The sequence below is a fragment of the Pleomorphochaeta naphthae genome (assembly GCF_055396005.1).
Genome location: NZ_AP042457.1, coordinates 170,247 through 195,106 on the forward strand (window position 1 = coordinate 170,247; position 24,860 = coordinate 195,106).

20 protein-coding genes are annotated in these 24,860 nt (G+C 30.8%); 10 read left to right on the top strand and 10 right to left on the bottom strand.

The window, feature by feature from the left end:
- Positions 1–23 precede the first annotated feature (23 nt).
- Both hydE and hydG read right to left on the bottom strand, forming a co-directional pair.
- Positions 24–1,088: a [FeFe] hydrogenase H-cluster radical SAM maturase HydE gene (hydE, locus tag ACZ5SO_RS00775; RefSeq protein WP_464626092.1), complete on the bottom strand. Its 1,065-nt coding sequence runs from the start codon at positions 1,086–1,088 to the stop codon at positions 24–26.
- Positions 1,075–2,526 carry a [FeFe] hydrogenase H-cluster radical SAM maturase HydG gene (gene hydG / locus ACZ5SO_RS00780; RefSeq protein ID WP_464626093.1) on the bottom strand — a complete coding sequence of 484 codons (1,452 nt, stop codon included), beginning with the start codon at positions 2,524–2,526 and terminating at the stop codon, positions 1,075–1,077. The genes hydE and hydG overlap by 14 nt, the downstream gene beginning before the upstream one ends.
- A gap of 502 nt (positions 2,527–3,028) precedes the next feature.
- On the opposite strand from hydG, the gene ACZ5SO_RS00785 reads away from it, so the two are divergent.
- Together ACZ5SO_RS00785 and ACZ5SO_RS00790 are read left to right on the top strand one after the other, a co-directional pair.
- On the top strand, positions 3,029–3,403 hold the full coding sequence (locus tag ACZ5SO_RS00785) for a transcriptional regulator, SarA/Rot family (RefSeq protein WP_464626095.1): 375 nt from the start codon (positions 3,029–3,031) through the stop codon (positions 3,401–3,403).
- On the top strand, positions 3,393–5,849 hold the full coding sequence (locus ACZ5SO_RS00790) for a DsrE/DsrF/DrsH-like family protein (RefSeq protein WP_464626097.1): 2,457 nt from the start codon (positions 3,393–3,395) through the stop codon (positions 5,847–5,849). Before ACZ5SO_RS00785 ends, ACZ5SO_RS00790 begins: the two co-directional genes overlap by 11 nt.
- A gap of 134 nt (positions 5,850–5,983) precedes the next feature.
- On the opposite strand, the gene ACZ5SO_RS00795 is transcribed toward ACZ5SO_RS00790, so the two are convergent.
- From ACZ5SO_RS00795 to ACZ5SO_RS00810, 4 genes are read right to left on the bottom strand one after another with little or no spacing between them, the layout of a single operon-like run.
- On the bottom strand, positions 5,984–7,066 hold the full coding sequence (locus tag ACZ5SO_RS00795) for an ABC transporter ATP-binding protein (RefSeq protein ID WP_464626098.1): 1,083 nt from the start codon (positions 7,064–7,066) through the stop codon (positions 5,984–5,986).
- 24 nt (positions 7,067–7,090) lie between these two features.
- Positions 7,091–7,969, bottom strand: a complete 879-nt coding sequence (locus tag ACZ5SO_RS00800; protein WP_464626100.1) for a carbohydrate ABC transporter permease — start codon at positions 7,967–7,969, stop codon at positions 7,091–7,093.
- 9 nt (positions 7,970–7,978) lie between these two features.
- Complete coding sequence (locus ACZ5SO_RS00805; RefSeq protein WP_464626101.1) at positions 7,979–8,893, bottom strand: carbohydrate ABC transporter permease; 915 nt, start codon at positions 8,891–8,893, stop codon at positions 7,979–7,981.
- A 54-nt stretch (positions 8,894–8,947) separates the two neighbouring features.
- Positions 8,948–10,333: a sugar ABC transporter substrate-binding protein gene (locus ACZ5SO_RS00810; protein WP_464626103.1), complete on the bottom strand. Its 1,386-nt coding sequence runs from the start codon at positions 10,331–10,333 to the stop codon at positions 8,948–8,950.
- A 95-nt stretch (positions 10,334–10,428) separates the two neighbouring features.
- Between ACZ5SO_RS00810 and ACZ5SO_RS00815 the strand changes: the two genes are divergently transcribed.
- Positions 10,429–11,421 (top strand): LacI family DNA-binding transcriptional regulator, encoded by a 993-nt coding sequence (locus ACZ5SO_RS00815; protein ID WP_464626104.1) that lies wholly within the window; start codon positions 10,429–10,431, stop codon positions 11,419–11,421.
- 14 nt (positions 11,422–11,435) lie between these two features.
- On the opposite strand, the gene ACZ5SO_RS00820 is transcribed toward ACZ5SO_RS00815, so the two are convergent.
- On the bottom strand, positions 11,436–12,107 hold the full coding sequence (locus ACZ5SO_RS00820; protein WP_464626106.1) for a glycerophosphodiester phosphodiesterase: 672 nt from the start codon (positions 12,105–12,107) through the stop codon (positions 11,436–11,438).
- Between the two features lie 432 nt (positions 12,108–12,539).
- Between ACZ5SO_RS00820 and ACZ5SO_RS00825 the strand changes: the two genes are divergently transcribed.
- The 6 genes from ACZ5SO_RS00825 (at position 12,540) to ACZ5SO_RS00850 (ending at position 19,610) form a co-directional block, all read left to right on the top strand.
- Positions 12,540–13,532: a LacI family DNA-binding transcriptional regulator gene (locus ACZ5SO_RS00825; RefSeq protein WP_464626107.1), complete on the top strand. Its 993-nt coding sequence runs from the start codon at positions 12,540–12,542 to the stop codon at positions 13,530–13,532.
- A 415-nt stretch (positions 13,533–13,947) separates the two neighbouring features.
- Complete coding sequence (locus ACZ5SO_RS00830) at positions 13,948–14,970, top strand: ABC transporter substrate-binding protein (RefSeq protein ID WP_464626108.1); 1,023 nt, start codon at positions 13,948–13,950, stop codon at positions 14,968–14,970.
- Positions 14,971–15,048: 78 nt separating this feature from the next.
- Positions 15,049–16,731, top strand: coding sequence for an ABC transporter permease (locus ACZ5SO_RS00835; protein WP_464626110.1), 1,683 nt, complete (start codon positions 15,049–15,051; stop codon positions 16,729–16,731).
- A 12-nt stretch (positions 16,732–16,743) separates the two neighbouring features.
- The gene (locus ACZ5SO_RS00840) at positions 16,744–17,856 is read left to right on the top strand and encodes an ABC transporter ATP-binding protein (RefSeq protein WP_464626111.1); all 1,113 of its coding nucleotides are present in this window, start codon (positions 16,744–16,746) and stop codon (positions 17,854–17,856) included.
- Positions 17,849–18,733: a PfkB family carbohydrate kinase gene (locus ACZ5SO_RS00845; RefSeq protein ID WP_464626113.1), complete on the top strand. Its 885-nt coding sequence runs from the start codon at positions 17,849–17,851 to the stop codon at positions 18,731–18,733. The genes ACZ5SO_RS00840 and ACZ5SO_RS00845 overlap by 8 nt, the downstream gene beginning before the upstream one ends.
- Complete coding sequence (locus ACZ5SO_RS00850) at positions 18,726–19,610, top strand: sugar phosphate isomerase/epimerase family protein (RefSeq protein ID WP_464626115.1); 885 nt, start codon at positions 18,726–18,728, stop codon at positions 19,608–19,610. The genes ACZ5SO_RS00845 and ACZ5SO_RS00850 overlap by 8 nt, the downstream gene beginning before the upstream one ends.
- Before the next feature lie 58 nt (positions 19,611–19,668).
- On the opposite strand, the gene ACZ5SO_RS00855 is transcribed toward ACZ5SO_RS00850, so the two are convergent.
- The 3 genes from ACZ5SO_RS00855 to ACZ5SO_RS00865 all read right to left on the bottom strand — a co-directional run bounded on the left by ACZ5SO_RS00855 (position 19,669) and on the right by ACZ5SO_RS00865 (position 23,001).
- Positions 19,669–20,133 carry a hypothetical protein gene (locus ACZ5SO_RS00855; RefSeq protein ID WP_464626116.1) on the bottom strand — a complete coding sequence of 155 codons (465 nt, stop codon included), beginning with the start codon at positions 20,131–20,133 and terminating at the stop codon, positions 19,669–19,671.
- A gap of 96 nt (positions 20,134–20,229) precedes the next feature.
- The gene (locus ACZ5SO_RS00860; RefSeq protein WP_464626117.1) at positions 20,230–21,456 is read right to left on the bottom strand and encodes a threonine synthase; all 1,227 of its coding nucleotides are present in this window, start codon (positions 21,454–21,456) and stop codon (positions 20,230–20,232) included.
- A gap of 81 nt (positions 21,457–21,537) precedes the next feature.
- Positions 21,538–23,001: a pyridoxal-phosphate dependent enzyme gene (locus ACZ5SO_RS00865; RefSeq protein WP_464626118.1), complete on the bottom strand. Its 1,464-nt coding sequence runs from the start codon at positions 22,999–23,001 to the stop codon at positions 21,538–21,540.
- 403 nt (positions 23,002–23,404) lie between these two features.
- Between ACZ5SO_RS00865 and ACZ5SO_RS00870 the strand changes: the two genes are divergently transcribed.
- Positions 23,405–24,571 carry an MFS transporter gene (locus ACZ5SO_RS00870; protein ID WP_464626120.1) on the top strand — a complete coding sequence of 389 codons (1,167 nt, stop codon included), beginning with the start codon at positions 23,405–23,407 and terminating at the stop codon, positions 24,569–24,571.
- Positions 24,572–24,860 lie beyond the last annotated feature (289 nt).

The following is a 24,860-nucleotide window of genomic DNA, read 5'->3' on the forward strand; positions in this document are numbered from 1 at the left end:
GGTATTAGTCAAGAGGATAAGAATTATTGTAAGTCAAAATAATCACCCCTAGAGAAATCACTTTCTAAGTTTAGAGAATTTAAATTGTCACAAATGTTTTTAATTTGTTGTGCACTCTCATTTCCCCAAGACTTTTTATTGTTATATAAACTATAATCTTTTCTATGTTCAAATGGAGATAAATTTGGCATCATTACATTAGCACTATGAATTAAAGCTGAGTCACTATATACCTTTCCAACTGTAGCTAAAGCGGTAGTTGCTGGGATTAAGGCTTTGGGTAGTATTATTCTAATTAGTGCTAATACTATTAATGTATGTTTTATATTTAAATTATTATAATTTCTAAATGGTGTATCTTTATGTGGAAGAAAGGGGCCTGTTCCAACCATTTCAGGATTAAGATCTTTTAGAAAAAGTAAATCATTAGCTATTGTTGCTGGTGTTTGGTATGGAGAGTCTACCATTAAGCCTCCGCCAGTTTGGAATCCTAATGTTTTTAAATTCTTTAAGCATTGTTTTCTATTTTTTAAACTCATTGTTGGTGGATGAAGTTTTTTATAGTGTTCATTAGTAGCACTCTCATGCCTTAATAGATACCTATCTACACCACTTTTTTTTAATGCACTATAAAAATCATAATCAAGTTCACCTATAGATAAGGTAACTGCACTGTCACTAAACTCATTTTTAATTGAGGAAACAATATCGCACATTATTTCTTTTGTAAAATAAGGATCTTCTCCTCCTTGAAGCACAAAAGTTCTAAATCCTATTTGATGTCCTTGTTCACAACATTGTAAAATTGTCTCTTTATCTAATCTGTATCTATGAGCTTTTTTATTTCCAGCTCTAATACCACAATAATAACAATTCTGCTTGCAATAAGAAGATATTTCAATTAAGCCTCTAAAATATACTTTGTTCTTATAATATTTATTTCTAAAATATTTAGCAATTTTATATAACTTTTCTAATTCTAAATTATCAGCTTGTGTAAAATAATAGTTAATAATAGTAGCTAGAGAACTACTATTTAAATTTATTAAATGTTCTCTAGCTACATCCGGATTATTATAATCTAACATCTCTCTCACCATTTTCAATTCTTTTAACTAAATCAAGTACTTTAGGGTAGGAGGGCTTGTCAGCTAGGGAATTAATGTGATTATCAATTGTTTTATTAATAATAGGTAAAGATGAGGGGCTAGCGTAATCTAGTGCATATTCTTTAAGGGTAAAAATTGCATTAGGTATACAATAATTATAAACAAATTTAGATTTTGCAACTTTCATAAATTGCTCTCCTGTTCTACCTGCTCTATAGCAAGCAGTACAGAAAGAAGGGATTGCGTTCATTTCACAAATTTCTTTTACTACATCATCAAGAGATCTACTATCTTCTATTGTAAATTGTTCTTTATCAGGTATTGTGTTAGCTTTTTTTGACTTAGCATATGCTCCAACTCCAATTCGAGTTCCAGCATCAATTTGAGATACACCTAGAGGTATTACTTCTTTTCTAACTTCATCTGGCTCACGTGCAGTACAGATTAGACCTGTATAGGGAATGGATAGTCTAAGAATAGCTATTAGTTTTTTGAATTCTTCATCACTTACAGCGTATTCAGGGTTTGTTGCGAAAGGAGTATCTAAGGCTGGGGTAATTCTTGGAAAGGATATTGTGTGAGGGCCAACTCCATTAAATTTTTCTTCTAAGTGGATAGTATGGAATAAAAGGGCTAGTACTTCGAATCTCCAGTCATACAAACCAAATAGAACGCCAAGGCCATTATCATCTACTCCAGCTTCTTGAGCTCTATCCATAGAGTAAAGTCTCCATCTGTAATGTCCTTTAATTGTTCCTTGTGGATGAACTTTTTTATATGTCTCATGATGATAAGTTTCTTGGAATACTTGGTAAGTACCAATTCCCACTTTTTTGAGTTTTTTCAGTTCATCAACGCGTAAAGGTGCACAGTTTATATTAGCTCTTCTTATTTCACCATGCTCAGTTTTTGTTTTATAAACTTGTTCAACTGTTTTAACCATGAAATCAACTTGTGTGTTAGGTGATTCACCATATACTAAAATGGTTCTTTTTTGACCTTCTTCTATCATGATTTTTACTTCTTCACTAATTTCTTCCATTGTTAATGTTTTTCTTTTTATTTTATGGTTTGAAGATCTGAATCCACAATATTTACAATTATTAGCACATTCATCGCTTATATATAATGGTGCAAAGAATACTATTCTATCTCCATAAACTTCTTCCTTAAGTTTATGAGCTAGTAAATACATTTCATTAATTGTTTCTGGATCTTGGTTTTGAACTAAAATAGCCATCTCTTTTGGCTCTAGTCTTGTACATGTTTCTGCTTTTTTTAGAACAGCTCTTACTTCTTCTTTTGAAGGATTTTCATATTTGTTTAAAATCGACCATATTAATTCATCATCAATAAAGTCCTTCTCTAGTTTATCAAGTTGTTCAAATTCAGCTTGATATTTTTTTAAAAAATTCATAAATAAAGCTCCCTGTTTTATTAGAAAGCTGACATAATATAATTTTTTTTAAGAAAAGTAGATATAAGTATTGGACAGATCTTTTTCTTCTTTTTTTGGGTCAGAAAAATATCTAAATATTTAATTATTTACTTTCCACTTAGATTATTCTTTATGGTCAGTTTTCATTTTTTATATAGATTATATTGTTATATTAAATCCGTCAAGAATTTAATCAATAAAAAAATATAGTTTTTAGTAGCAACTACTTGATTTTTTTTAAACTATTGATAAAATAGTAGTTGGATTTTTTAAAATGTAAGCAAAAAAATTTATCATTTAGTTATATTTTATGTTACAAATATCGTAAAAAGTGTTTTTTATTTGTAGATTTATGTATTTTGTTTTAATTTAGTTGACATAAAGAAAATATTTTATGACTATATATATAGTAGTTTATAAATTGAAATTAAACAAAATTGAAATAGTTACAATACAACAATTTGTAACGGAAGAGGATAAAATGATAAATTTATGTGCGTTAAGACAATTAATTATGGATCTTCACAAAGTAGAAGACCATCTGAAGGTTGATGTAGGTGTTACTTTTAATGAAGCGGCTATACTATGTGCTATTGATTCTGGATATACTGAACCGGCTGCTATAGCTAAACAAATGAACCTATCGCCTTCTAGAACAAGCAGACTGCTTACTTCAGTTGAGGCTAAGAAATTGATAAATAGAAAAAATTCACGTGTTGATAAGAGAGTTGTTCATATTTCTCTATCGCAGAGAGGACAAAAAGTTCTCGAGCAACTTCATGCATGTGAAGCTAAATTTCCCCCTTATATTGAAGAAGCAATTCTAAAAGGAACCGAAAACGCTGATGAGCAATAAAACTTATGTAGTTGTAGGTGGTGTAGCCGGAGGGGCCGGAGTTGCTGCTAGATTAAGGAGACTTGATGAAGCAGCAACTATTATCATGTATGAGAAAGGTCCATATGTTAGCTTTGCTAACTGTGGTCTTCCATATTATGCTGGAGGGACTATCAAAGAAAGAGATAGTCTCTTTGTAACTCCTGTTACTACTTTTACAAATGCGTTCAATATTGATGTACGGGTCGATACGGAAGTTATTTCTATCGATAGAGAAAAAAAATGTGTTAAAGCTGTTAATGTTTTAACAAAAAAAGAACATATTCAAAATTATGATCACTTAGTATTAAGTCCTGGTTGCGAACCTTTTATACCACCAATTAATGGTATGGATGATAGTGCTGTTTTGACAGTTAGAAATGTACCAGATATTGATAAAGTGGTTGAGAAAGTTAAAGATTCTAAAAAAGCTGTCGTAGTAGGTGGTGGTTTTATTGGAATTGAAATGGCCGAGAATCTTATAGAAAAAGGCCTTGATGTATCTTTAGTAGAAGCTGCAGACCAAGTAATGGTCACTCTAGATTTAGATATGGTAGCTCCTGTACATGATACTTTACGCCAAAATGGTGTTAAATTATATTTGTCCCAAGCTCTTCAATCTGTTGAAAGAGTGGGTGATAAGGTAAAAGTTGTCCTTCCAAATACTACAATTGAAGATGTTGATTTAGTGATCCTCTCAATTGGGGTAAAACCTTCCTCACAATTAGCTAGAGATGCTAAGTTGGAGTTGGGTCCTAGAGGTCACATCATTGTAGATAAATTATGTAGAACAAGTGATAAAAATATTAGTGCAATTGGTGATGCTATTGAATATCCATCTCCTCAACTTGAAGGGAATAATGCAATTGCTTTAGCTGGTCCTGCAAATAAAATGGCTCGTCTTTGTGCTGACGCAATTGTCACAGGAAAATGTCGAGAATATGTTGGAACTTATGGAAATAGTATTGCAAAAGTTTTTGACTTAAATTGTGGCAGTGTTGGATTAAATGAAAAGATGCTTGAGAAGGCTGGAATTGAGTATGCTGTAGCAGTAACTCATGCTTCTCATCATGCTGGATATTATCCAGGAGCTTTATCATTATCTGCAAAAGTATTATTCGATAAAAAAACTGGTAAACTATATGGTGGTCAAGCAGTTGGATACGCTTCAGTTGATAAAAAGTTAGATGTTATTTCTTCCTTCATTAGTAAAGATGGAACTGTTGAAGATTTAGCGAATTTTGAACAAGCTTACGCTCCTCCATTTAATAGTGCAAAAGATATTTTAAATATGTTAGGCTTTATCGCTTTAAATACTTTTGATGGTTTAGATAAAGTTATTGATTATAAAGAAGCTGAAAAGAAACTTGAAGAAGGAGCATTCTTATTAGATGTAAGAACTCCTGATGAATATAAATTAGGGTCAATTGCTGGATCTACTTTAATCCCACATACTGAGATTAGATCTAGAATAAATGAAATTCCTAAAGACCGTGATGTAATTATTATGTGTGCTATTGGTCTTAGAGGGCATATAGCTTATAGAATTTTAGCTCAAAATGGTTATACCAAAATATATAATCTTACCGGTGGTTACAAAACTCTAAAAGGTATAATGGATGATAGATTAGCTAGACATAACGTTCCTTTAGATAATGTTTTAAATACTACTGTTTGCAATAGTTGTAATATTGATTTAACTGACGAAGATATACTTGAAATTGATGCTTGTGGTCTTCAATGTCCTGGCCCTATTTTACAACTAAAGAAAAAGATTGATACCTTAGAAGTTGGTCAAGTTATGAAAATTAGAGCAACTGATCCAGGCTTCCATAAAGATGTAAACTCTTGGTGTAAAATGACCAATAATACTCTTTGTGATTTGTCTAAAAAAGAAGGTGTTATCGAAGCTATAATTCAAAAAGGAAATGCAGTTAAACCTCAAGTTGCCATGACTAAAAATGGGGCTTCATTAATTGTTTTCTCTAATGATTTCGATAAAGCTTTAGCTGCTTTTGTTTTAGCTAACGGTGCAGCAGCAACTGGCAAGAATGTTACAATGTTCTTTACTTTCTGGGGACTTTCAATTTTAAGAAAGAAACCTAATAAAAAAGTAAAGAAAGACTTCATGGGAAAAATGTTTGGTGCTATGCTTCCAAGCGATATGGACAAATTAAAGCTTTCAAATATGAATTTTGCTGGAATGGGTCCTAAGATGATGAAGAGTAGAATGAAAAAGAAAAATGTTGAACAACTTAGAAATATGTTTAGACAAGCTCAAACTAGTGGTGTAAAAATGATTGCATGCCAAATGTCTATGGATATTATGGGTGTTGACGAGAAAGAATTACTTGAAGGGGTCGAAATTGGTGGAGTAGCAACCTATATGGAAGCTGCAAGCGAATGTGATGTTAATTTATTTATATAAAATAAAGTAATCCTATAGATTATAGATTAATTTAAAACAACTGGTTATCTTAATTAAATTATTAAGGTAACCTTTATTTTTTAAAACCTCACTAGAGTATTTTCTCTAGTGAGGTAGGTTGATAAGATGGTTGATTAGTTCCAGAGGAGTGATTTTTCACTTTCACAATCGAAAAATTGCCAAGCATCTTTTTTGATTGTAAAGTAAATCTCATCCCCAGGTCGAATTTTTATATGTGGGTCACTTAATATTTCTATTGTTTTATTTTCACATTGGCAATCTAATAGATTATCTCTTCCAAGAGGTTCAACTATATTTACTTTTGCTAAAGTAGCACCTTTTGTGTTCTTGTCGACTATTGTAATATCTTCAGCCCTAATTCCAGCAATTAATTCAGATTTCTTTATGGATGAATAATCTTTAGAAATCTCTTGCTTTGTACCATCTGGCATTTCTATATAACAGATATTGTTTTCTACTGATATTTTTGATTTCCAAATATTCATTGGAGGATTACCAACAAACTGTCCAATAAAAAGAGTTTTAGGCTTTTCATGTAGGTCCATAGGAGGCTCAAAGGCTTGGAGTTGTCCGTTTTTTATAACTGCAACACGATCTGCCATTGTCATCGCTTCAACTTGATCATGAGTTACATAAATGCATGTAATACCTAATTCTTGTTGAATTCTCTTTATCTCAGATCTCATACTTATTCTAAGTCTAGCATCTAAGTTAGATAAAGGTTCATCGAATAGTAAGAGTTGTGGTTTTTTAATTAAAGCTCTTCCTAAAGCTACTCTTTGTTGTTGGCCTCCTGATAACTCACCAGGTTTTCTTTCAAGTAAATGCCCAATTCCAAGCATATCAGCAACTCTTTGAGCTTCTTTTTTCTTTATGCTTTCGCTAATTTTTTTCAGCTTCATTGAAAAAGTTATATTTTCATATACATTCATATGTGGATAGAGAGCATAGCTTTGGAAAACCATTCCAATATTTCTATCTTTTGGTGAGAGGTATGTTACATCTTTATCTCCAAATATTATTGAGCCGCCATTAGGTTTATAAATTCCTGCCGTCATGAGCAAAGTAGTTGTTTTACCACAACCAGATGGCCCTAAAAAGGCAACAAATTCGCCACTTTTTATATGTAAATTTAGATTATCAACTGCCTTCACATTTCCAAATTTTTTAGTAATATTCTTTAAATATACATCCATTACTTATTGTCTCCTTAAATAAAATTAAACGCCACCATGGGAACCACCAGAAAAAATTTTCATTAGGTAGTTTTGGTTGAAAAAATAGAAAATTAAAATAGGAATCAGTTGAAATAATCCTACTGCTGCTAACACATTATAATTTGTTGAAACTGTATCACTTTGCATAAGTGAATTTAGGTAAGTTGAAATTACCTCATGGCCAGCTCCTCCGGATAAGAAGGTATATGGAATAATAAAACTACTCCAACCCATCATAAAGGAGAATATTGATAGAGCAGCAATCCCAGGTCTGACTTGTGGAAACATTACTGACCAAAAAGTTTTATATCTAGAACAACCATCAATTAATGCAGCTCTTTCAACATCCCATGATACATTATCAAAGAAACCTTTCATAAGCCAAATTCCTAGTGGTAACTGCATAGCTAAACTAACAAAAATTACCCCTCCAATTGTGTTATATCCCATAAATAGATCTAATAGAGGTATTTTTGAGAAAAATTTAAGTACGAAATATATAGCTATTAGTAAGGTTACACTTGGAAATGCATGTAAAATTAAGGTTAATGATAAAAATTCTTTTCTACCTGAGAATTTAATTCTTGAAAGGGCATATCCAGCAAGTGATGAAATTAATACAACTCCAGCTGCCATAAATAGTGCGAGTAAAAGTGTATTCCAAGTGGCCCACCAAATATCGAATTCTTTCAAAAAAGACCAGTTAGCTAAAGTTAGTCCTCCAAACTCTCCTGCTCTGTTTACAGGAACTAGACCATAAGTTATTTTTGAGAAAGTTGAGATAAATAGCCACAAATACCCCACTATAATTGGCAATGATAATATAAGTAATATCACAAATATTAAGATTTGCCCCCAGTGAATTGGTTCTTTTCTTTTCATCTATCTCTCCTATATTTCATCTATCAAAGGTTCTTTAATTAATTCTCCAAATTTGAAGAATTTTAGGTATATTATTGCGAATATAATACCTACAACTACAAGTACTGCTGCTAAAGCTGCACCGAATCCATATTGGAAGTTTCCGTAATAATTATTTAAGGCTTTGTGATATGCCCAAAGAGACCAAACCTCTGTTTTAAAGTTACCATCTGTTAGTATCATTATACTTTCAAATGATGTTAATAGAGAGAGTGTTTGATAAGTTGTTACAAAAAGGAGAGGCCATCTTAATTGAGGTAGGATAATATATCTAACTCTGTTAAAGAAACTTGCACCATCAACTAATGAACTTGTCATTATATCAGTTGAAATGGATTCTATTGCAGATGAAAAGATTATCATTCCAAATGATGCTCCAATATATCCATTTACAAGAATACAAAATAACATGGCATTCTCAGGTATTAAATTCGAAGTAGGTAATCCTAAAGGGGCTAGAATATGTTGGTTAATTATTCCATAGGGAGCATCAGCTGCAATCATAGTCCACATTAATACATATACAACAGCTGGTGTAATACGTGGTAATAACCATAGTGATTTGAAAAAACCACCTACTCTTTTAGGTAAATGATAAGCTAGTATAGAGATCAATAGCCCCATACCGACGTTGAAAATACATAAAGTACAAACAACATAAACCATAGTCGTGGTGAATACTTTCAATGTATCTGGATGTAAAAATATTTTAACGTAGTTTGAGATCCCATTAAACTTCCAATTGGAAAATCCTGTAACTGAGCTCATATCAGTAAAAGAGATTCCAATGGTTAAAACAACAGGAATAAAAAAATATAAAATAACTAATAATGCAGCTGGTAACATAAACCAGTATGCTGAATTTATTTTCTTTTTTTTGTTCAAAAAAATCCTCCTAAAAGTGACCAGTTCTCATTGAGAACCGGCCATAATTAATAATTATTTTACAATAATTTGATCTTCTAACTCGAGTTTCATGACTTTAATTGCATCATCTGCAGCTTGTTCAGGAGTTTTTTCTCCTTGTTCTGCTGATACAAGATTGTCCCAGAAACTATCGAACCAAATACCATATAGAGGATGATTTGGTTGGAAGATATTATTATCTAGAAGATATCCAGTTGAACTTAAGAATTCGCTTTCTAAATATGGTCCATAACTGTCTTGTGAATTTAAGATTCCAAGGTGGCCACTTTCAACAGCATGTCTTGTGTTTCTTTCAGTAGTAGACATAAGAGAAATAAGTCTCATGGCTAATTCTTGGTCTGATGAACCGCTAGCATCTTCAGTTGATATTAGATATACAAGAGGGTGAGATAAGGTAATACCTTTTTCGCCTCTAATTCCAGTTGGTTCATAACCATAACCAATATTTTCAAATAAGGCTTCTTCGCCACCTTCAACGTAGTTTTTGGCCCAGTCAGCCCACATCCATGTACCACCATTAAAGAATAAAGCTTTATTGTTAGATACTACATCATGCCAAATATTCCATTCTGTACCGATATAAGATTTTGGGGTAATGTTAGTTTCTACACATTCTCTTTGGAATTCGTAACATTTTATTAATGCATCTCTATCTATGACAAGTTTATCAGATTCAGCATCATAATATTCGCCACCAAAGGCTACGTAGAATTGTAAGAAATCTCCACCCTTAGAAGGTCTATGCCAGAATCCATAACCTGGTTCTACAACACCTTTTTCTACAGCTTCAGAAGCTGTTTCAATTAAATCATCAAGAGTAAAGGAACCATCTGCAAATTTTGCTGGTAAGTCTTCAATTTCCTTATCAGACCAACCTAATTTTTTTAATAACATTTTATTGAAATACATTGGTCTTGCTTCAGTATCTTGTGGAACTCCCCATATGTTACCTTTCCAAGAAACACAATTCCATAGACTGTCTTTAATATCTGCAAATTGAGGAGAAAAAGCCTTAATTTCATCAATACTTGAGGCTATAGGTTCAATATATCCTGCTGCGCCCCATGTTGCTATATCTTCATGACCTGCGATTACAATTAAAGGTGCTTTACTAGAATCTGCTGCAAGTGCATATTTCTTTTTAAAGCCTCCCCAATCTCCACCATCGATATAAGGTTTAGCAACAACTGTTATGTCTTTTCCTTCTGCAGCAAGTTCTTTATTAAGATCCTCAGCTGCCTCAATTGCTAAATCAGCTCTCCAATGATTTGTGTCTCCTTCTCTAGTCCACACATCAATTGTTACAGTTTTAGGACCTTCCTCTTTTTGTCCGCTTGCAAAAATGGTTGGTATAACCATTATTAATATTAACGCTATTGTTGAAATTTTTTTTAGCATAAAATCCTCCTTAATGCAAAAAATAAACAATCGTTTGCATTAATCTTGCATCTAGATTATAATATTGTCAAGTATTAATTTGAGAGGAGTTTATTTTGAACTTAAAAGAATTATCTGAAAAGATTGAAGTTTCAGCCTCAACCATATCAAGAGTTTTAAATGATAAGCCTGACATTAGCGAGGCTACAAGGAAAAAAGTTTTAGCTGCAATAGAAGAAGAACATTTTACATTAAATTTTGCAGGGAGAAATTTAGTAAAATCAGAATCTCGTTTTATTGGGATTATATCAAGAAAGCGTTCCTCAGTTGAGGATGTAATTTTCTTTCATCATTCTATTAATCAATTTCAAGAAATTTTAATGCAAAATAATTATTTTTGTGTTCCTATTTCTTATTATGATGATAAAGGAATAGATTTTAAGAAAACCCCATTAGCCCCAACTGATTATGCAGGTTTTATAGTAAGAGGCCAATCTATACCTCAAAAGACTATTTTATCAATAAAGAAATTTGGAGTACCTTTTATTCTTCTTGAAAATGCTTTTTATGAGACTAAGGTTAATTCAGTTGTCTGTAATGATAGTGAGTTAGAATATGAATTGATTAAGTTATTAATTAAAAAGGGACATAAACGTATTGTTCATATCACAGGACCAAAAATGTGGTATAACAATAAAGAGAGAATTAAAGGATATCGTCAAGCTATAAAGGAAGCAGGTATTCCTGAAGAATTATATTGTATGGAAGATACTGTTTTATCGACTGGTATAAAATCTTTTGAAATGTTAAAGCTAACAAATGATTCGAATGTTGGAATTAGTTTTGTAAATGATGCAATGGCCATTGGTTTCATTAAAGCAGCTAATGATAATAATGTAAAAATAGGGGAGAAAATAAGCGTTGTCGGCTTTGATGACATTCCTTGGGCTAGTTTGACAACACCTGCACTTACTACAGCTAGAATAGAAATTGATGATATGGGTAAGTTAGCATCATCGAGATTGCTTGAACTAATAGCTCACCCAAATGCATCAGTTACTGTAAAGAGTATTGTAGATGGGAGAGTTATAGAGAGAAAATCTACTTAAGTATAAACAATTCATTAATGGGAATATTTTTGATTGAACAAATCAGGATTATTTGATGTTATGCTAGTTATTTCATAATTTTTACAATTATCAAATTCTTCATTTGTATCAACAGTCCAAACAAAAATAGGTAGATTTGCTTTTTTTAAACTATCTACCAAATTTTTTGATAATAATTTGTGGTTTAGATTTATTCCATATACTTTTAATGATAATATTTTCTTTATAACTGATTCAATTTTCGGGATATCATCTTTTTCTAAATTATAAACGACTTTTAATTTTTTATTATAGTTTAAGAGTGTTTTAGTTTCTTCATCATGACATCCCGAAATTACACATTTATCTATAAAATTATTGTCTACAATTGATTTAGCTAGCATTTGGGCCGCATCTATATTTTTTAAATCGAAATTTATGAAAAAATTATATTTTTGTGCATATTCAAATGCTATGTTTATAGTTATTAATGAAGGCTTTAAGCTTTTTAGTTCACTAAAAGAAGTATCTTGAATTTTTTTAGATTTAATGTTGCTATCATGAGATAAAACTAGGATGTTATCTTTTGTTTTGCGAACATCCACCTCGATATATTTAGCACTTGATCCGATGCAACTGTTAAGATAGTCTTGTGAATTTTCTTCTTGATTATTTGCTCCACTATGAGTTGTAAGAATTGGATTCAAAATCAAACCTCCTTTTAAGCTTTGTCTAAAAAAGCTTTATTAATAACCCTTATAAACTATGTTAGTAAATAATGAAAAATAAGGATTGTCAAGAAAAGAAAAACCTTTCTACCTTAGAATTATTTATAAGTTGTATTAGGTTTAATGATTGATAAGTCTTATTTTGTTTCTATCTTTAATATATTATTTAGTTGATTGTTTTCATAAAAATAAAAAATATCTAAATATTTTAAAGAACTAAATAGGTTTTTTGGTTTATATTAATAGAAAAAAAAGGCTTAAAATCTGTTATTTTATATAAAAAGAGATTAGATTTTTTCTAATATGAATTTTGCCTCAAAAGTTTATGACGCATATGAAGTTTAAAATATAGTAGAATTATATGGTAAATGATGCTATATTTGAAGATACAAAAATATAAGAGGGTACGTTTTGACATTAAAAGAATTATCCGAAAAAATTAATATTTCTCCTTCTACGATTTCAAGAGTATTAAATGATAAGCCTGGAATAAGTACAAAAACACGAGAAATAGTTTTTGAAGCAGTGAAAAAAGAAGGCTTAACTTCAAAATATATGAAAAATAAATTATCAGCTTCAAAAGCTAAATTTATTGGAGTTGTAGCTAGAAAAAGATTTAAAGATCAAGATACAATTTTTTTTAGTAATACATTGTCTCAATTCCAAGATGTGTTTGTCTCAAATGGGTTTATTGTAGTTCCTCTTTTTTTTAATGAAAATGGAATAGATTTTGATAATTCTCCTCTTCCACCTAAAGATTTCGCAGGTTTTATTGTTAGAGGTCAGTCGATTCCAGTTAAAACAATTCTCTCTATAAAACAATATAATGTTCCTTTTGTCTTATTAGAAAATAATTTGAGAGAGTATAAGGTTAATTGTGTTATTTGTAATGACTTTGAATTAGAATATAATCTTACCAAAATATTAATTGATAAAGGTCTAAAGAGAATAATTCATATCACAGGGCCTGAGACTTGGTATAATAATAACGAAAGAATTAAAGGATATAAGCAAGCTATTAGAGAAAATAATTTAGTTGATGAAATATATAATTTTGAAGATACTACCTTAGATTTTGGAAAGAAATCTTTTGAATTATTAAACATAATCAAAGGTGAACAAGTTGGAATCACTTTTGGAAATGATGCTATGGCAATTGGTTTTATTCATGCATTAAGAAATACTGAGTACACAATACCAAATGATATTAGTATTGTTGGTTTTGATGATATAGCTTGGGCTCATTTATCTAATCCTCCTCTTACTACAGCTAAGATCCATGTAGCTCAAATGGGTAGGTTAGCAGCAAATAGGTTAATTGATTTAATTGAAAATAAAAATTTGAATGATAAGCCTATAATGGTTGTTGTATCAGGTGATATAATTATTAGAGAATCTTGTTAAATTTCCATTTACCTCGCCTTTTAATTTGTATAATGTAGATTATTTTTTTATCTCTAATAGGTAAAAAAATATCTATTTTTTTATGCAAAAATTACGCAATATTTTGCATAAAAATGTTCAAAAATAAAAATAACAAATCATAATTAATCGCTATCTATTAGATTTTTTAAAATAGAATAATTATTTTATTTTATTATATTATAAGTAATTATTAAGAAATAAATACTTGTGAAAATTAAAATAAAATTTAATGCAATAAATTAATTATTTTCTTGACATTTGATAAAAAGAGCCTATGCTAAAAATATAGAGGTAATAATATTAGACTTAATTTTTTATTAAGCTAAATTTGTAATGTAAATTCTTGAAGAATTATAAAATATTTTTTTTAGTTTTCAAGAAATAGGAGGTTTACATGAAAAAAATAATTACAGTATTTGCAATCTCATTGATTTGTTTATCGTCAGTGATAGCTAATGGAACAAAGGAGCAGACTACAAGAGAAAAAGAGTATAAAACTCTTAATATGTATACAGCGTTAGATGCTGAAGAAGCTAAATTATATATCGAGGCTTTTGAAGAATCTACAGGTATTGATGTAAATTATGTTAGAATGAGTGCTGGTGAAGTTGCTATAAGAATTGAAGCTGAGAAAAATAATCCTCAGGCATCTGTTTGGTATGGTGGATCTAGTACTGATCACATTAGTGCTGCGTCAAAGGATTTGTTAGAGCCTTATACACCTAATATTGATTTCACTCTAGCAGATAATTTACATGCTAGTGATAATGCTTGGAATGGTTTTTATACTGGTGCTATAGCTTTTGTTTCAAATACAAATTTCTTAGAAGAAAATAATCTTGACCCACCTTCATCTTGGGAAGATTTATTAGATCCTGTTTATGAAGGTCAAATAGAAATGGCTTATCCTTATACTTCGGGAACTGCTTATACCACTTTTGGAACATTAATTGAACTTAAAGGTTTAGAAGGTGCTTTAGAATATTGGAAGAAGTTTGATAAAAATATTCATCAATATACAAAATCTGGATCAGCCTGTATTGCTCGTGCAGGTTTAGGCGAATGTGCTGTTGGAATTGGATTCTCTCATGACATTATAGCTAAAGGTATTAAGCAAGGTTATCCTCTTGTAATGTCCTTCCCAGAAGAAGGTACAGGTTATGAGGTTGGTGGTATATCTTTAATTAAAGGTGGAAATGAAATGGAAGAAGCAAAAATTTTTATAGATTGGTGTTTTTCTGTTGAAGCACAAAATTTGTTTAAAAGTTATAGCAGACTTCCAGTAAACCCAAAAGCAGAAGTTGTAGAAGGTGCTGTTAAATTATCAGATATTAATCTTGTTGATTATGATGCAGTACAACTAGGTTTAGATAAAACTGAAAATGTTAAAGCTTGGAGAGATACAATTGGTAAATAATTAGATAAGATACAATCCTATTTTAAGATATTATTAAGATAGGATTGTTTTGTTTCACCCTATTTATGAGGAAATCAAATGAGCAATAAAAAATCCGTAGCAATAGGAGATATGAAAAAAATAGCAAGAGAACCTTTTTTATTGGTTTCTATTATTGTTATATTTTATCTTTTAATTGTTTTCGTAATATTCCCAATTTTTCAAGTTTTAAAAACGAGTTTAACATATGAAGGTCATTTAAGTCTTGAGAATGTTAGGGAAGTTATTACACAACCTTATTATATAAAACCATTATTTAATAGTTTATTATTAGGTGTAATTGTAGCAACTATAGGGACCTTTTTTGGTTTTGTATTTGCTTATGCAATTACACGAACACCTATGAAAGGAAAGGGTGCTTTCCGTCTCATAGCAACTTTTCCTATGGTCTCCCCACCATTTGTAGTTGCCCTAGCTTGTATATTGCTTTTTGGCCGTTCAGGGCTATTTAGCGGGGTAATTGGAAATATTTATGGTATAACAGGTTTAACTATTGTTGAGGTAATAGCTTATACACCTACCGCTTTTCTTGCCTTAGTTGGAATTCTACAAGCAATAGATCCTTCTTTAGAAGAAGCTGCATCAGACTGTGGAGCTTCAAGAGGAAAAGTTTTTAGAACAATAATTTTGCCTCTTTCAACTCCAGGTTTAGTAAGTGCATGGCTTCTTGTATTTATTCAATCCTTAGCAGATTTTGGGAATCCAATGATTCTCTCTGGCGATTTTTCAGTATTATCTGTTCAAGCTTATTTACAAATTACAGGTATGTATGATTTACCTAGAGGTGCAACTTTGGCTATTTTACTTCTATTACCAACTGTTTTAGCTTTTTATATCCAACGATATTTATTAGCAAAAAAATCATATGTAACAGTAACAGGAAAACCTACTGCTTCCACAATTAAGAATCTAGAATGGTATGTGAAAGCTCCAATATATTTTTTCTGCATATTTTTTGCAGCTGTTGTTGTTTTATTTTATGGCATGGTAGTTTGGGGTTCGTTCCAAAAATTATGGGGAGTTGATTCATCATTTACTCTTAAAAATTATATTGATATGTGGGATTCCGGAAAGGCCTACATTAAAGATTCTTTAGTAATAGCCTTGATCGTAACTCCTATAACAGGTGTTTTGAGTATGTTTATAGCATATCTTACTACGAGAAAACAATTTATAGGAAAGAATTTAATGGAACTCTCTGCAATGTTAACTTTTGCAGTACCTGGAACTGTTGTAGGTATTGGCTATATTTTAGCTTTTAACAATCCAAGTAAAATGATGCCTATTACACTCACGGGTTCTGCAACTATTATTATTACCTTATTAATATTTAGAAATTTGCCTGTTGGAATTAGAAATGGTGTTGCAGCATTAAATCAAATTGATCCATCAATTGAGGAAGCTTCAATAGATTGTGGTGCTGATAGTGGTACAACATTTAAGAAAATAACCTTACCAATGATAACCCCAGCTTTATTTTCTAGTTTAGCAAATAGCTTTGTTAAATCAATGACTGCTATAAGTGCAATAATTTTCGTTGTTTCTGGTAAGTGGAATCTCATAACTGTTGCGATTTTGGGATTTGTTGATAATAGTCAATATGCACAAGCTGCTGCAATGAGTTTATTACTTATTGCAATAGTTGTGGTTGCTTTAGGAGTAATTCAGTTAATTACAAATAAGATAGGAAAAGGCATGAACTTTTCCAATATGGAAAAATAAATAGGAAAGAATATGAATAAACAATTTCTAAAACTATCAAACTTAACAAAGGTTTTTGGTTCTCAATCAAATAAATTTACTGCAGTTGATCATATAAATTTAGATGTTAAAGAGGGAGAATTAGTAACATTATTAGGTCCTTCAGGTTGTGGAAAAACAACAACTTTAAGAATGATTGCAGGCTTTCACACTCCTTCTGATGGACATGTTTACATAGATGGAACTCAAATGGATAATATTCCTCCAAATAAGAGACCTACTTCTATGGTATTCCAAAACTATGCACTTTTTCCACATATGACTGTCAGAAAAAATATTTCATATGGACTTGAAATTAGAAAATTAAGTAAAGATGAAATCAATAAAAAAGTAAATAAGATGATGGATACTATAGGTTTAACAGGACTTGAGGATAGACAACCTAGGGAATTGTCCGGTGGACAACAACAGAGAGTAAGTTTAGCTCGTGCTATGATTTTAGAGCCTAAAGTTCTTTTGTTTGACGAACCTTTGTCAAACTTAGATGCTAAGTTGAGAGTATCTACAAGACTTGAAATTCGAAGGATTCAACAAAGTGTTGGAATAACATCAGTTTATGTAACTCATGATCAAGAAGAAGCTATGACAATTAGTGATAGAATTGTAATTATGAGTGAAGGTAAAATTCAACAAGTTGACACTCCAAGTGAAATTTATAGTCATCCTTTAAATAGATTTGTTGCTGGTTTTATTGGCAAAGTAAATTTCTTAGATGGAATTGTAGAGAGTATTGAAGATAATTGGTTTGTTATTAAAACTCATGGAAGAATTATAAAAGCACCATATTGGAATAAACAAATAAAAAAAGGGGATAGAGTTTTATTTGTCATTCGTCCAGAATCTATTGTTGTTAAACAAATGGAAAAAGATGCCATTAATATGTTAGAAGCAACAATAATTAATTCTGTTTATTATGGTTCCGAAATAATTTATGAGATAAAGCTTGATGATGGACAGATTTTAAATGTGGAAGTTTCTGATCCACAAGATACTATTCAATTTAAACCTGGAAGTAAAGTTTCAGTAGCATTTAAACAAAATAGTTTGCACGTATTACCATATGAGGAACAAGGTGAAAATGAATAATGATATAGTTTTAATAGGTCACATATCTCGCGATATAATGATAGACTATAAAGAAAAAGAGACTAGAAATGTTGGAGGGGCTGTAATTTATGCAGCTGCTGCAATAAACGCAACTGATATAAAGTTTACTGTTATCTCTAAACTACCCAAATCTGAAGAATCATTAAAACAAGAATTATTAGATAGTTCTGTTAATTGGATTATAAAAGATTCAAAAGAAATGACTTCTATTTTAAATAAATATTTTACAGAAGATAAGGAAAGAAGAAAAGTAAGATTATTGTCTAAAGCTGATAGTTTTACCTTATCAGATTTAGATAATATAGATTCATCAATTTTTTATTTAGCAGGGTTGTTTGTTGGAGAAATCAAAGATTCCCTAATAAAACCTTTAGCTAAAAGAGGTAAAGTTGCTCTTGATGCCCAAGGAGTTTTGAGAAAAAGTGATGAAAATGGAAATATGGAGCTTGTAGATTGGAGCAATAAAATAGAGCTTATCCCATATTTGACATATTTTAAAGTTGACGCAGCTGAAGCAGAAATTTTAACAGGTTACTCAAATCCTGAAAAAGCTATAAGGCAAATTGGAGAATGGGGAGCTAAAGAAGTAATGTTAACCCATAATACTCAAGTTATGGTTTTAAGTGATAATAAGATTTATTATTCACCATATACAAATAAAAATAATAGTGGAAGAACAGGTCGTGGAGATACAACTTTTTCTTCATATCTAGCTTGGCGTATATCTCATAATATTGAAGAATCAATAAAGTTTGCCTCAACTTTATGTAGCATGAAAATGGAACAACCTGGAGTTTTTTCAAAAACAGTTGAGGATGTATTACAAAGAATTAAAGAAGAAAAAAATAATGAGTAGTGACAAAATAGAGATTGGAATAAAGTTACCACATTGTAATACTATAAATGCATTATCCACGACATTAGATAGAATAGAAAATGTAGGTTTTGATTTTACTGAATTTCATGTTGATATGTTCCCTTTTATAATAGGAGGAAAACTATATAAACCTTGGATTTTATTGATTAAAGAAGAATTTGAGAAACATTGTCTTAATTATTCAGCTCATATAGGACGGGCTTTAGATCTTAGGAATGATAATATTAATTTGCATTATGCACTTTTCAAATCCTCAATAGATGTAGCCTCTATTTTAGGAGCTAATCCTTTAGTTGTACATTTTGAAAATAAGAGTCGTGATAGCCTAAAAGAGAAACAATTTAAAGAGTATTTAAAAAAAGGTTGTTTATATGCAGCTGAGAAAAATGTGTTGATTTGTTTAGAAAATATAGAGGTAGAGAGGGTAGAACCTGTTGTAGATTTGATTTCATCATTAAATTTGGCGAATTTGAAGATGACTTTTGATACTGGCCATGCTTTTTTAGCTTCAAGATACTATCATTTTGATTTTTTTGAAGCATTAAAAAGTTCTTTGCCATATCTAGGTCACATTCATTTAAATGATAATACTGGAAAATTTGAAGAAAGCAGAATCTTTAACAGAGTTAAATATGATACTATGGAAGAAGGTGTTAGGAGAGAACTAGGTTTAGGAGATATTCACCTACCTCCTTTTTTAGGAGAAGTTCCTTTTAAAGAAATTTTTCCACTTTTAAAAGATTATAATGGTAAATTTCTCTGTGAGTATCAAACGAACTCTTTTGTTCCTTTTGAAAAAAATATAAATGAAAAAGTTAGACGTGCAATTATTGAAGGAAGAAAAAGTACTTTGTAGTAAAAAATACCCTTAATTTAGATTCTATAAATAATTAAGGGTTTTTTTATTTTTAAATTTATTTATCTTCTTCTATTTGGTTAATAACTTGGGCATCTGTTTTTAATGGGATTACTCTTCTAATAAAAGGTTGAATTCCTTTAAAAGTTTTTTGGAATTCTTCTTCACTTTCTTTAAGAGAAGCTTGCCATGCAGCACCGAAGCCAGGTGAATTAAGAGTTAAACGATCGGCTGCGAGTTGATAAACGTGGAGTCTTGCAATTTCTTTTCTTCCTGGTTTTTGCGAATATGTTGATACTGTAATTCTAAGATTTTCATTTTCTTTTTTATATTGTTCTAACTCAGCTTTTAATTTTTGAATCCCTTCACTCTCGAGATCCATTCTATCTGTTAACATATTCTTTAGTCTATTTATTTCTTTTTTTGCTTCAAGTTCTTTTTTATGAGCTCTTGCACTCATTGAAATTAAAACAACTAATGCTAGAGCGGCACCAATGCCAAGGCCTATTAAAAATTGTTGCATATTTCCTCCATCGATAGATAAAAGAATACTCTAAAGAATTATGTTTGTCAAAAGTTTGTAAAAGAAAAGCCCTCAAAAGAGGACTTTTTAGAAGTATTATTTACTAAATTTTTTAATTACAGCTTCTTTGCTGTTTTCTATGGCTTGAGGGATAGAAACTCTATTTTCAAATACTGCCATATCTTTGAAACCAGTGCCTGTTAAAAGAACACAAACATTAACATCTTCACCAAATTCTTTTTTAAGATGAGAAGAATCTTCTTTTAAAGCTGCCCAAGCACATGCAGCAGCAGGTTCAACAAAGATTCCAGCTTTTTTAGTTAATTCAAGTTGAGCATCAATTATAGCTTCATCTTCAACTTCTACGCACCAACCTTTGCTCTCTTTAATATATCTAACAGCCATTCTACCATTAGCAGGAGAAGAAACAGAGATTGAATCAGCTCTAGTTGAAGCTTTTTCAATTGCATTAAAATTATTATTTTTAAAAGCTTGTGAGATAGCATTACTCTTTGTACTTTGAGAACAAACAAGGTGAGGAATCTTCTCTATTAAGCCTGCTTCATATAAGTCATAGAAACCTTTATATACACCAGCAAAAATACAACCATCACCAACAGGGATATAAACTACATCAGGTACTTTTCTTCCCATTTGTTCAAAAAGTTCGATTGAAACGCTTTTTTTACCTTCAATAGTCATAGGATTATATGCAGTATTTCTATTAATTCCACCGAATTCATCAGTATAAGCTATGCTAAGTGCAAAGGCATCATCGTAAGTGCCTTTTACAGGAACAACAGTTGCACCATATAATACACTCTGCATTAATTTGTTTACAGGAGCAGTTTCAGGAACAAATAAGATAATATCCAATCCATAAGCAGCACCAGCACAACTCATTGCAGCTCCTGCATTTCCTGTAGAAGCTAAAGCAATTTTATCCATACCATAATGTAAAGCTTGAGCTGCAATTAATTGGGAAGCCCTATCTTTAAAAGAACCTGAAGGTAGAGCACTATCCAATTTGCAAGTTAGATTATTTAAACCTAATTCTTTAGCTAATCTCTTAGGTCTTGCAAGAGGAGTAGAGCCAACAGGATAAACATCTTTATCTGGTACTTCGAAAGGGAAGAAGTCATACATGCTAACATGTTCTTTTTCTTTCAATTTAGCTAAGTCATCTTTATTTAATTTAACAATTAAATTTCCTTTTGGGAAAGTATTATCTTCTTGCTCTTTTGAGCAATGAGGACATTGGTAAACAACCTCATCAGTTTCAAAAACTCTTTTACAATCGTTACATTCATAAGTAAAACGCATTTTATTATCCTTCTATAGTTAGGGACATGCTAAAAATGCATGTCCCCATAATTTATATAATTATTTTCCTCAATGAGGATACTATGCTAAAATATCAGCGTTAAATTCTTCAATTAACTTGTCAATTTTTGCAGTTAATTTTGGAAGTTCAGTCCAATAGTCTTTATCATACCATTGACGGTTGATTTCTTCATAAGTTTTACCTTGTTGTTCAACCCAAGTATAATATTTTAGATTATGAATAGCTAGTCTATCGTAGTATCCTAATTCTTTCATGTTTGCAATGTTTTGAGCCATTAGAGCTTGATAATAAATTCTAACACATTCGTCATGATCACAAACACCAAGTTGTTCTTCTAATTCTTTGATACGAGAAGTATACATTTCACTTGAATCAGTTAATACTGTAAATACAACATCTTCTTCAGTTAATTCATAGTATTTTGCAACTTTCATAGCACCAAGAACGTTACCAACGCCGCTGATACCATATAGAGATAAGTTATCTAAATCTTCTTGTTTAACACCCTTTGATGCTAAGTATTTAATACCTTCAGGTTCGTTGAATAAGCGATATGTATCCATACAGTCATTATCGTCAATAGCAACAACCATGTCAGTGTTTTTAACATTGTGAATCCAAGGAACGTGTTTATCACCAATACCTTCAATTCTATGTCCACCAAAACCATTTCTAAGTAAGGTTGGGCATTGTAGAGCTTCAGCTGCAACAATTTTAATTGTAGGGTAAATAGTTTTTAAGTAATCACCAGCTGCTAGAGTACCACCAGAACCAGTTGCACTTACATAAGCTTTAACATTTTCATCTTTTACACCTAGTTGTTTTAGTACTTCAGCCATTGCTCTACCTGTTACTTCATAGTGCCATAGGTAGTTTTCAAATTGTTCGAATTGGTTGAATATTACAATATGAGAACCTCTTTCAGCATCTAATTCATGACACTTGTCGAAGATTTCTTTAACATTAGATTCACAACCTGGAGTTGCAATAACTTCACCAGCAACACTTTTTAACCAATTAAAACGTTCTTGACTCATTTCTTCAGGTAAAATAGCGATTGATTGACAGCCTAAAAGAGCTGAGTTATAAGCACCACCACGGCAGTAGTTACCAGTTGATGGCCATACAGCTTGTTGATCAACTGAGTCAAAGTTACCAGAAGCTAGAGCAGGAGCTAAACAAGCATAAGTTGCACCAACTTTATGAACACCACAAGGGAACCATTTACCACATAAAGCAATAATTCTAGCTTTTACACCTGTAATTTCATGAGGTACTTCTAAAAAGTTAACACCACCAAATTCTCCACCTTTAGCAACAGGTTGATTGTGCCATGTAATTCTATATAGGTTTACAGGGTCTACATCCCATAAGCCAGTATTATCAAGTTTTTTCTTGATGTCATCAGAAACTAATGATGGATCAATCATTTCTTTAAATGTAGGTAAAAGGATACCTTTTTCTTTGCAACGCTTTACGTTTTTAGCCCTAACTTCAGGGTTAACGTTTAAATTAATCAACATAAATTTATTTCCTCCAAGAAATATTGTATATTTAACTAGACATAGTATTGTTAGAAAATTCAAATTTGTAAAGTAAAAAATGCAAATATTTACTTTTTTTATAGCTTTTTTTCGCTTTTCCTTAAAATTTTAATATTTATTGATGTATTCATAAGAATTCAACAATAGGTTACTAAACAATATTTACTAGACGAATGTAAAGTTAAGATTAGTGGAAAAAAGCAATAAAAAGCATGCTAATTTACAAATTTAAAAAACAATATCAATGTTGTCATCAATAACATAATATTATTAGAATTCTACATTTTTTATAAAGAAAGAGCAATATACCTAAGTTTACTAGATTTATTGTTCAATATAGATTAATATCAAAGGCAACTATATTTTCAGTGAGTTTTATCAAATGACATTATTACTAGTAATAGTTTATATCACTTTTATTTCTTTAGGGTTGCCTGATAGTTTATTAGGTTCAGCATGGCCAATTTTACATTTAGTATTAGAAGTTCCAACAGAATATGCTGGGATTTTGTCTTTTACAACTTGTATTTGTACTGTTTTGGCCTCTTTATCTGCGATGTGGTTAAACAAAACACTAGGGACTGGTAAAACAATAGCAATATCAACATTGATGACATCTTTTGCCTTGTTCGGTTATTCTTTTTCTCCAACATTTTGGTTTTTAATTCCCCTATCAATAGTTTTAGGTTTAGGTGGAGGAGCAATAGATTCAGCACTAAATAATTATGTAGCTTTGAATTATGAAGCAAAACATATGTCTTTTTTGCATGCCTTCTGGGGCTTAGGTGCAACTTTAGGTCCTTTAATTTTAAGTATTGGACTTTCTTCTAATAATTATAGATTTGGTTATAGAGTAATAGCTTCCATTCAGTTATTTCTCGCAATTATACAATTTTTCTTCGTCAAAAATTTTGACAAAACTGAAAGACCTATAGATAAAAGCGTTGATACAAGCAATCGTTCTAAAATAATTATAGAGGGAACTTCGAGATCTTGGAGCGCTTATTTAGCAATGTTGGCTTTTTTCTTTTATTGTTCAGCCGAAACAGCTATGTTTATATGGGTTTCAACATATAGTGTTAATTATTTAAATGTAGATGTAGCAATGTCCGCAAGAATTGCATCTATGTTCTTTATAGGAATTACAGCTGGCAGAATCCTTTCAGGGTTAATCTCAGAAAAAATAGGTATCATTAATATGATATATTTAAGTGCCATAATTTCTGCGATATCAGCTTTTGTTATGTTTTTAAATATAAATACGGTTATCTCAATTTTTAGTATATTAATAATAGGCTTTGGTTTTGCACCTCTTTATCCCTCTATGATTCATAGAACCCCAAGGCGATTTGGATCAGCACAAAGTCCAAAAATTATTGGTTATCAGATGGCTAGTGCATATTTAGGTTCTGCATTCATGCCCCCTATTATGGGAATTGTAATGATAAAATTAGGATATAAAAGCCTACCCATATTAGTTTTTATTTTTTCTCTTTTAATCTTCATATTAACAAAGATTATAGAAAAGCCTAAAACTGTAAGTTCATAATAGATCATATTTTAATCTTTACAAAAATTAAGTATAAAATATGTATAACGTAAAATAATAAAATGTTTTATGTGATTTGTGTTAAATTATTCCAAAAATATTTTGCTATAAAATGATGTTTGGAATTTTAAATTTAGAAAAATAAAAAAATCACTAAAAAAATTTATAAAACACTATATTTATGCTTGTATACAAATGTTAATTCCCCTATATTAAAAACCCAGAAATGGTAATGTTGCAATTTGTTGCAAAAAATTGTTGACAACACGGGAATTCTTATTACAATAGA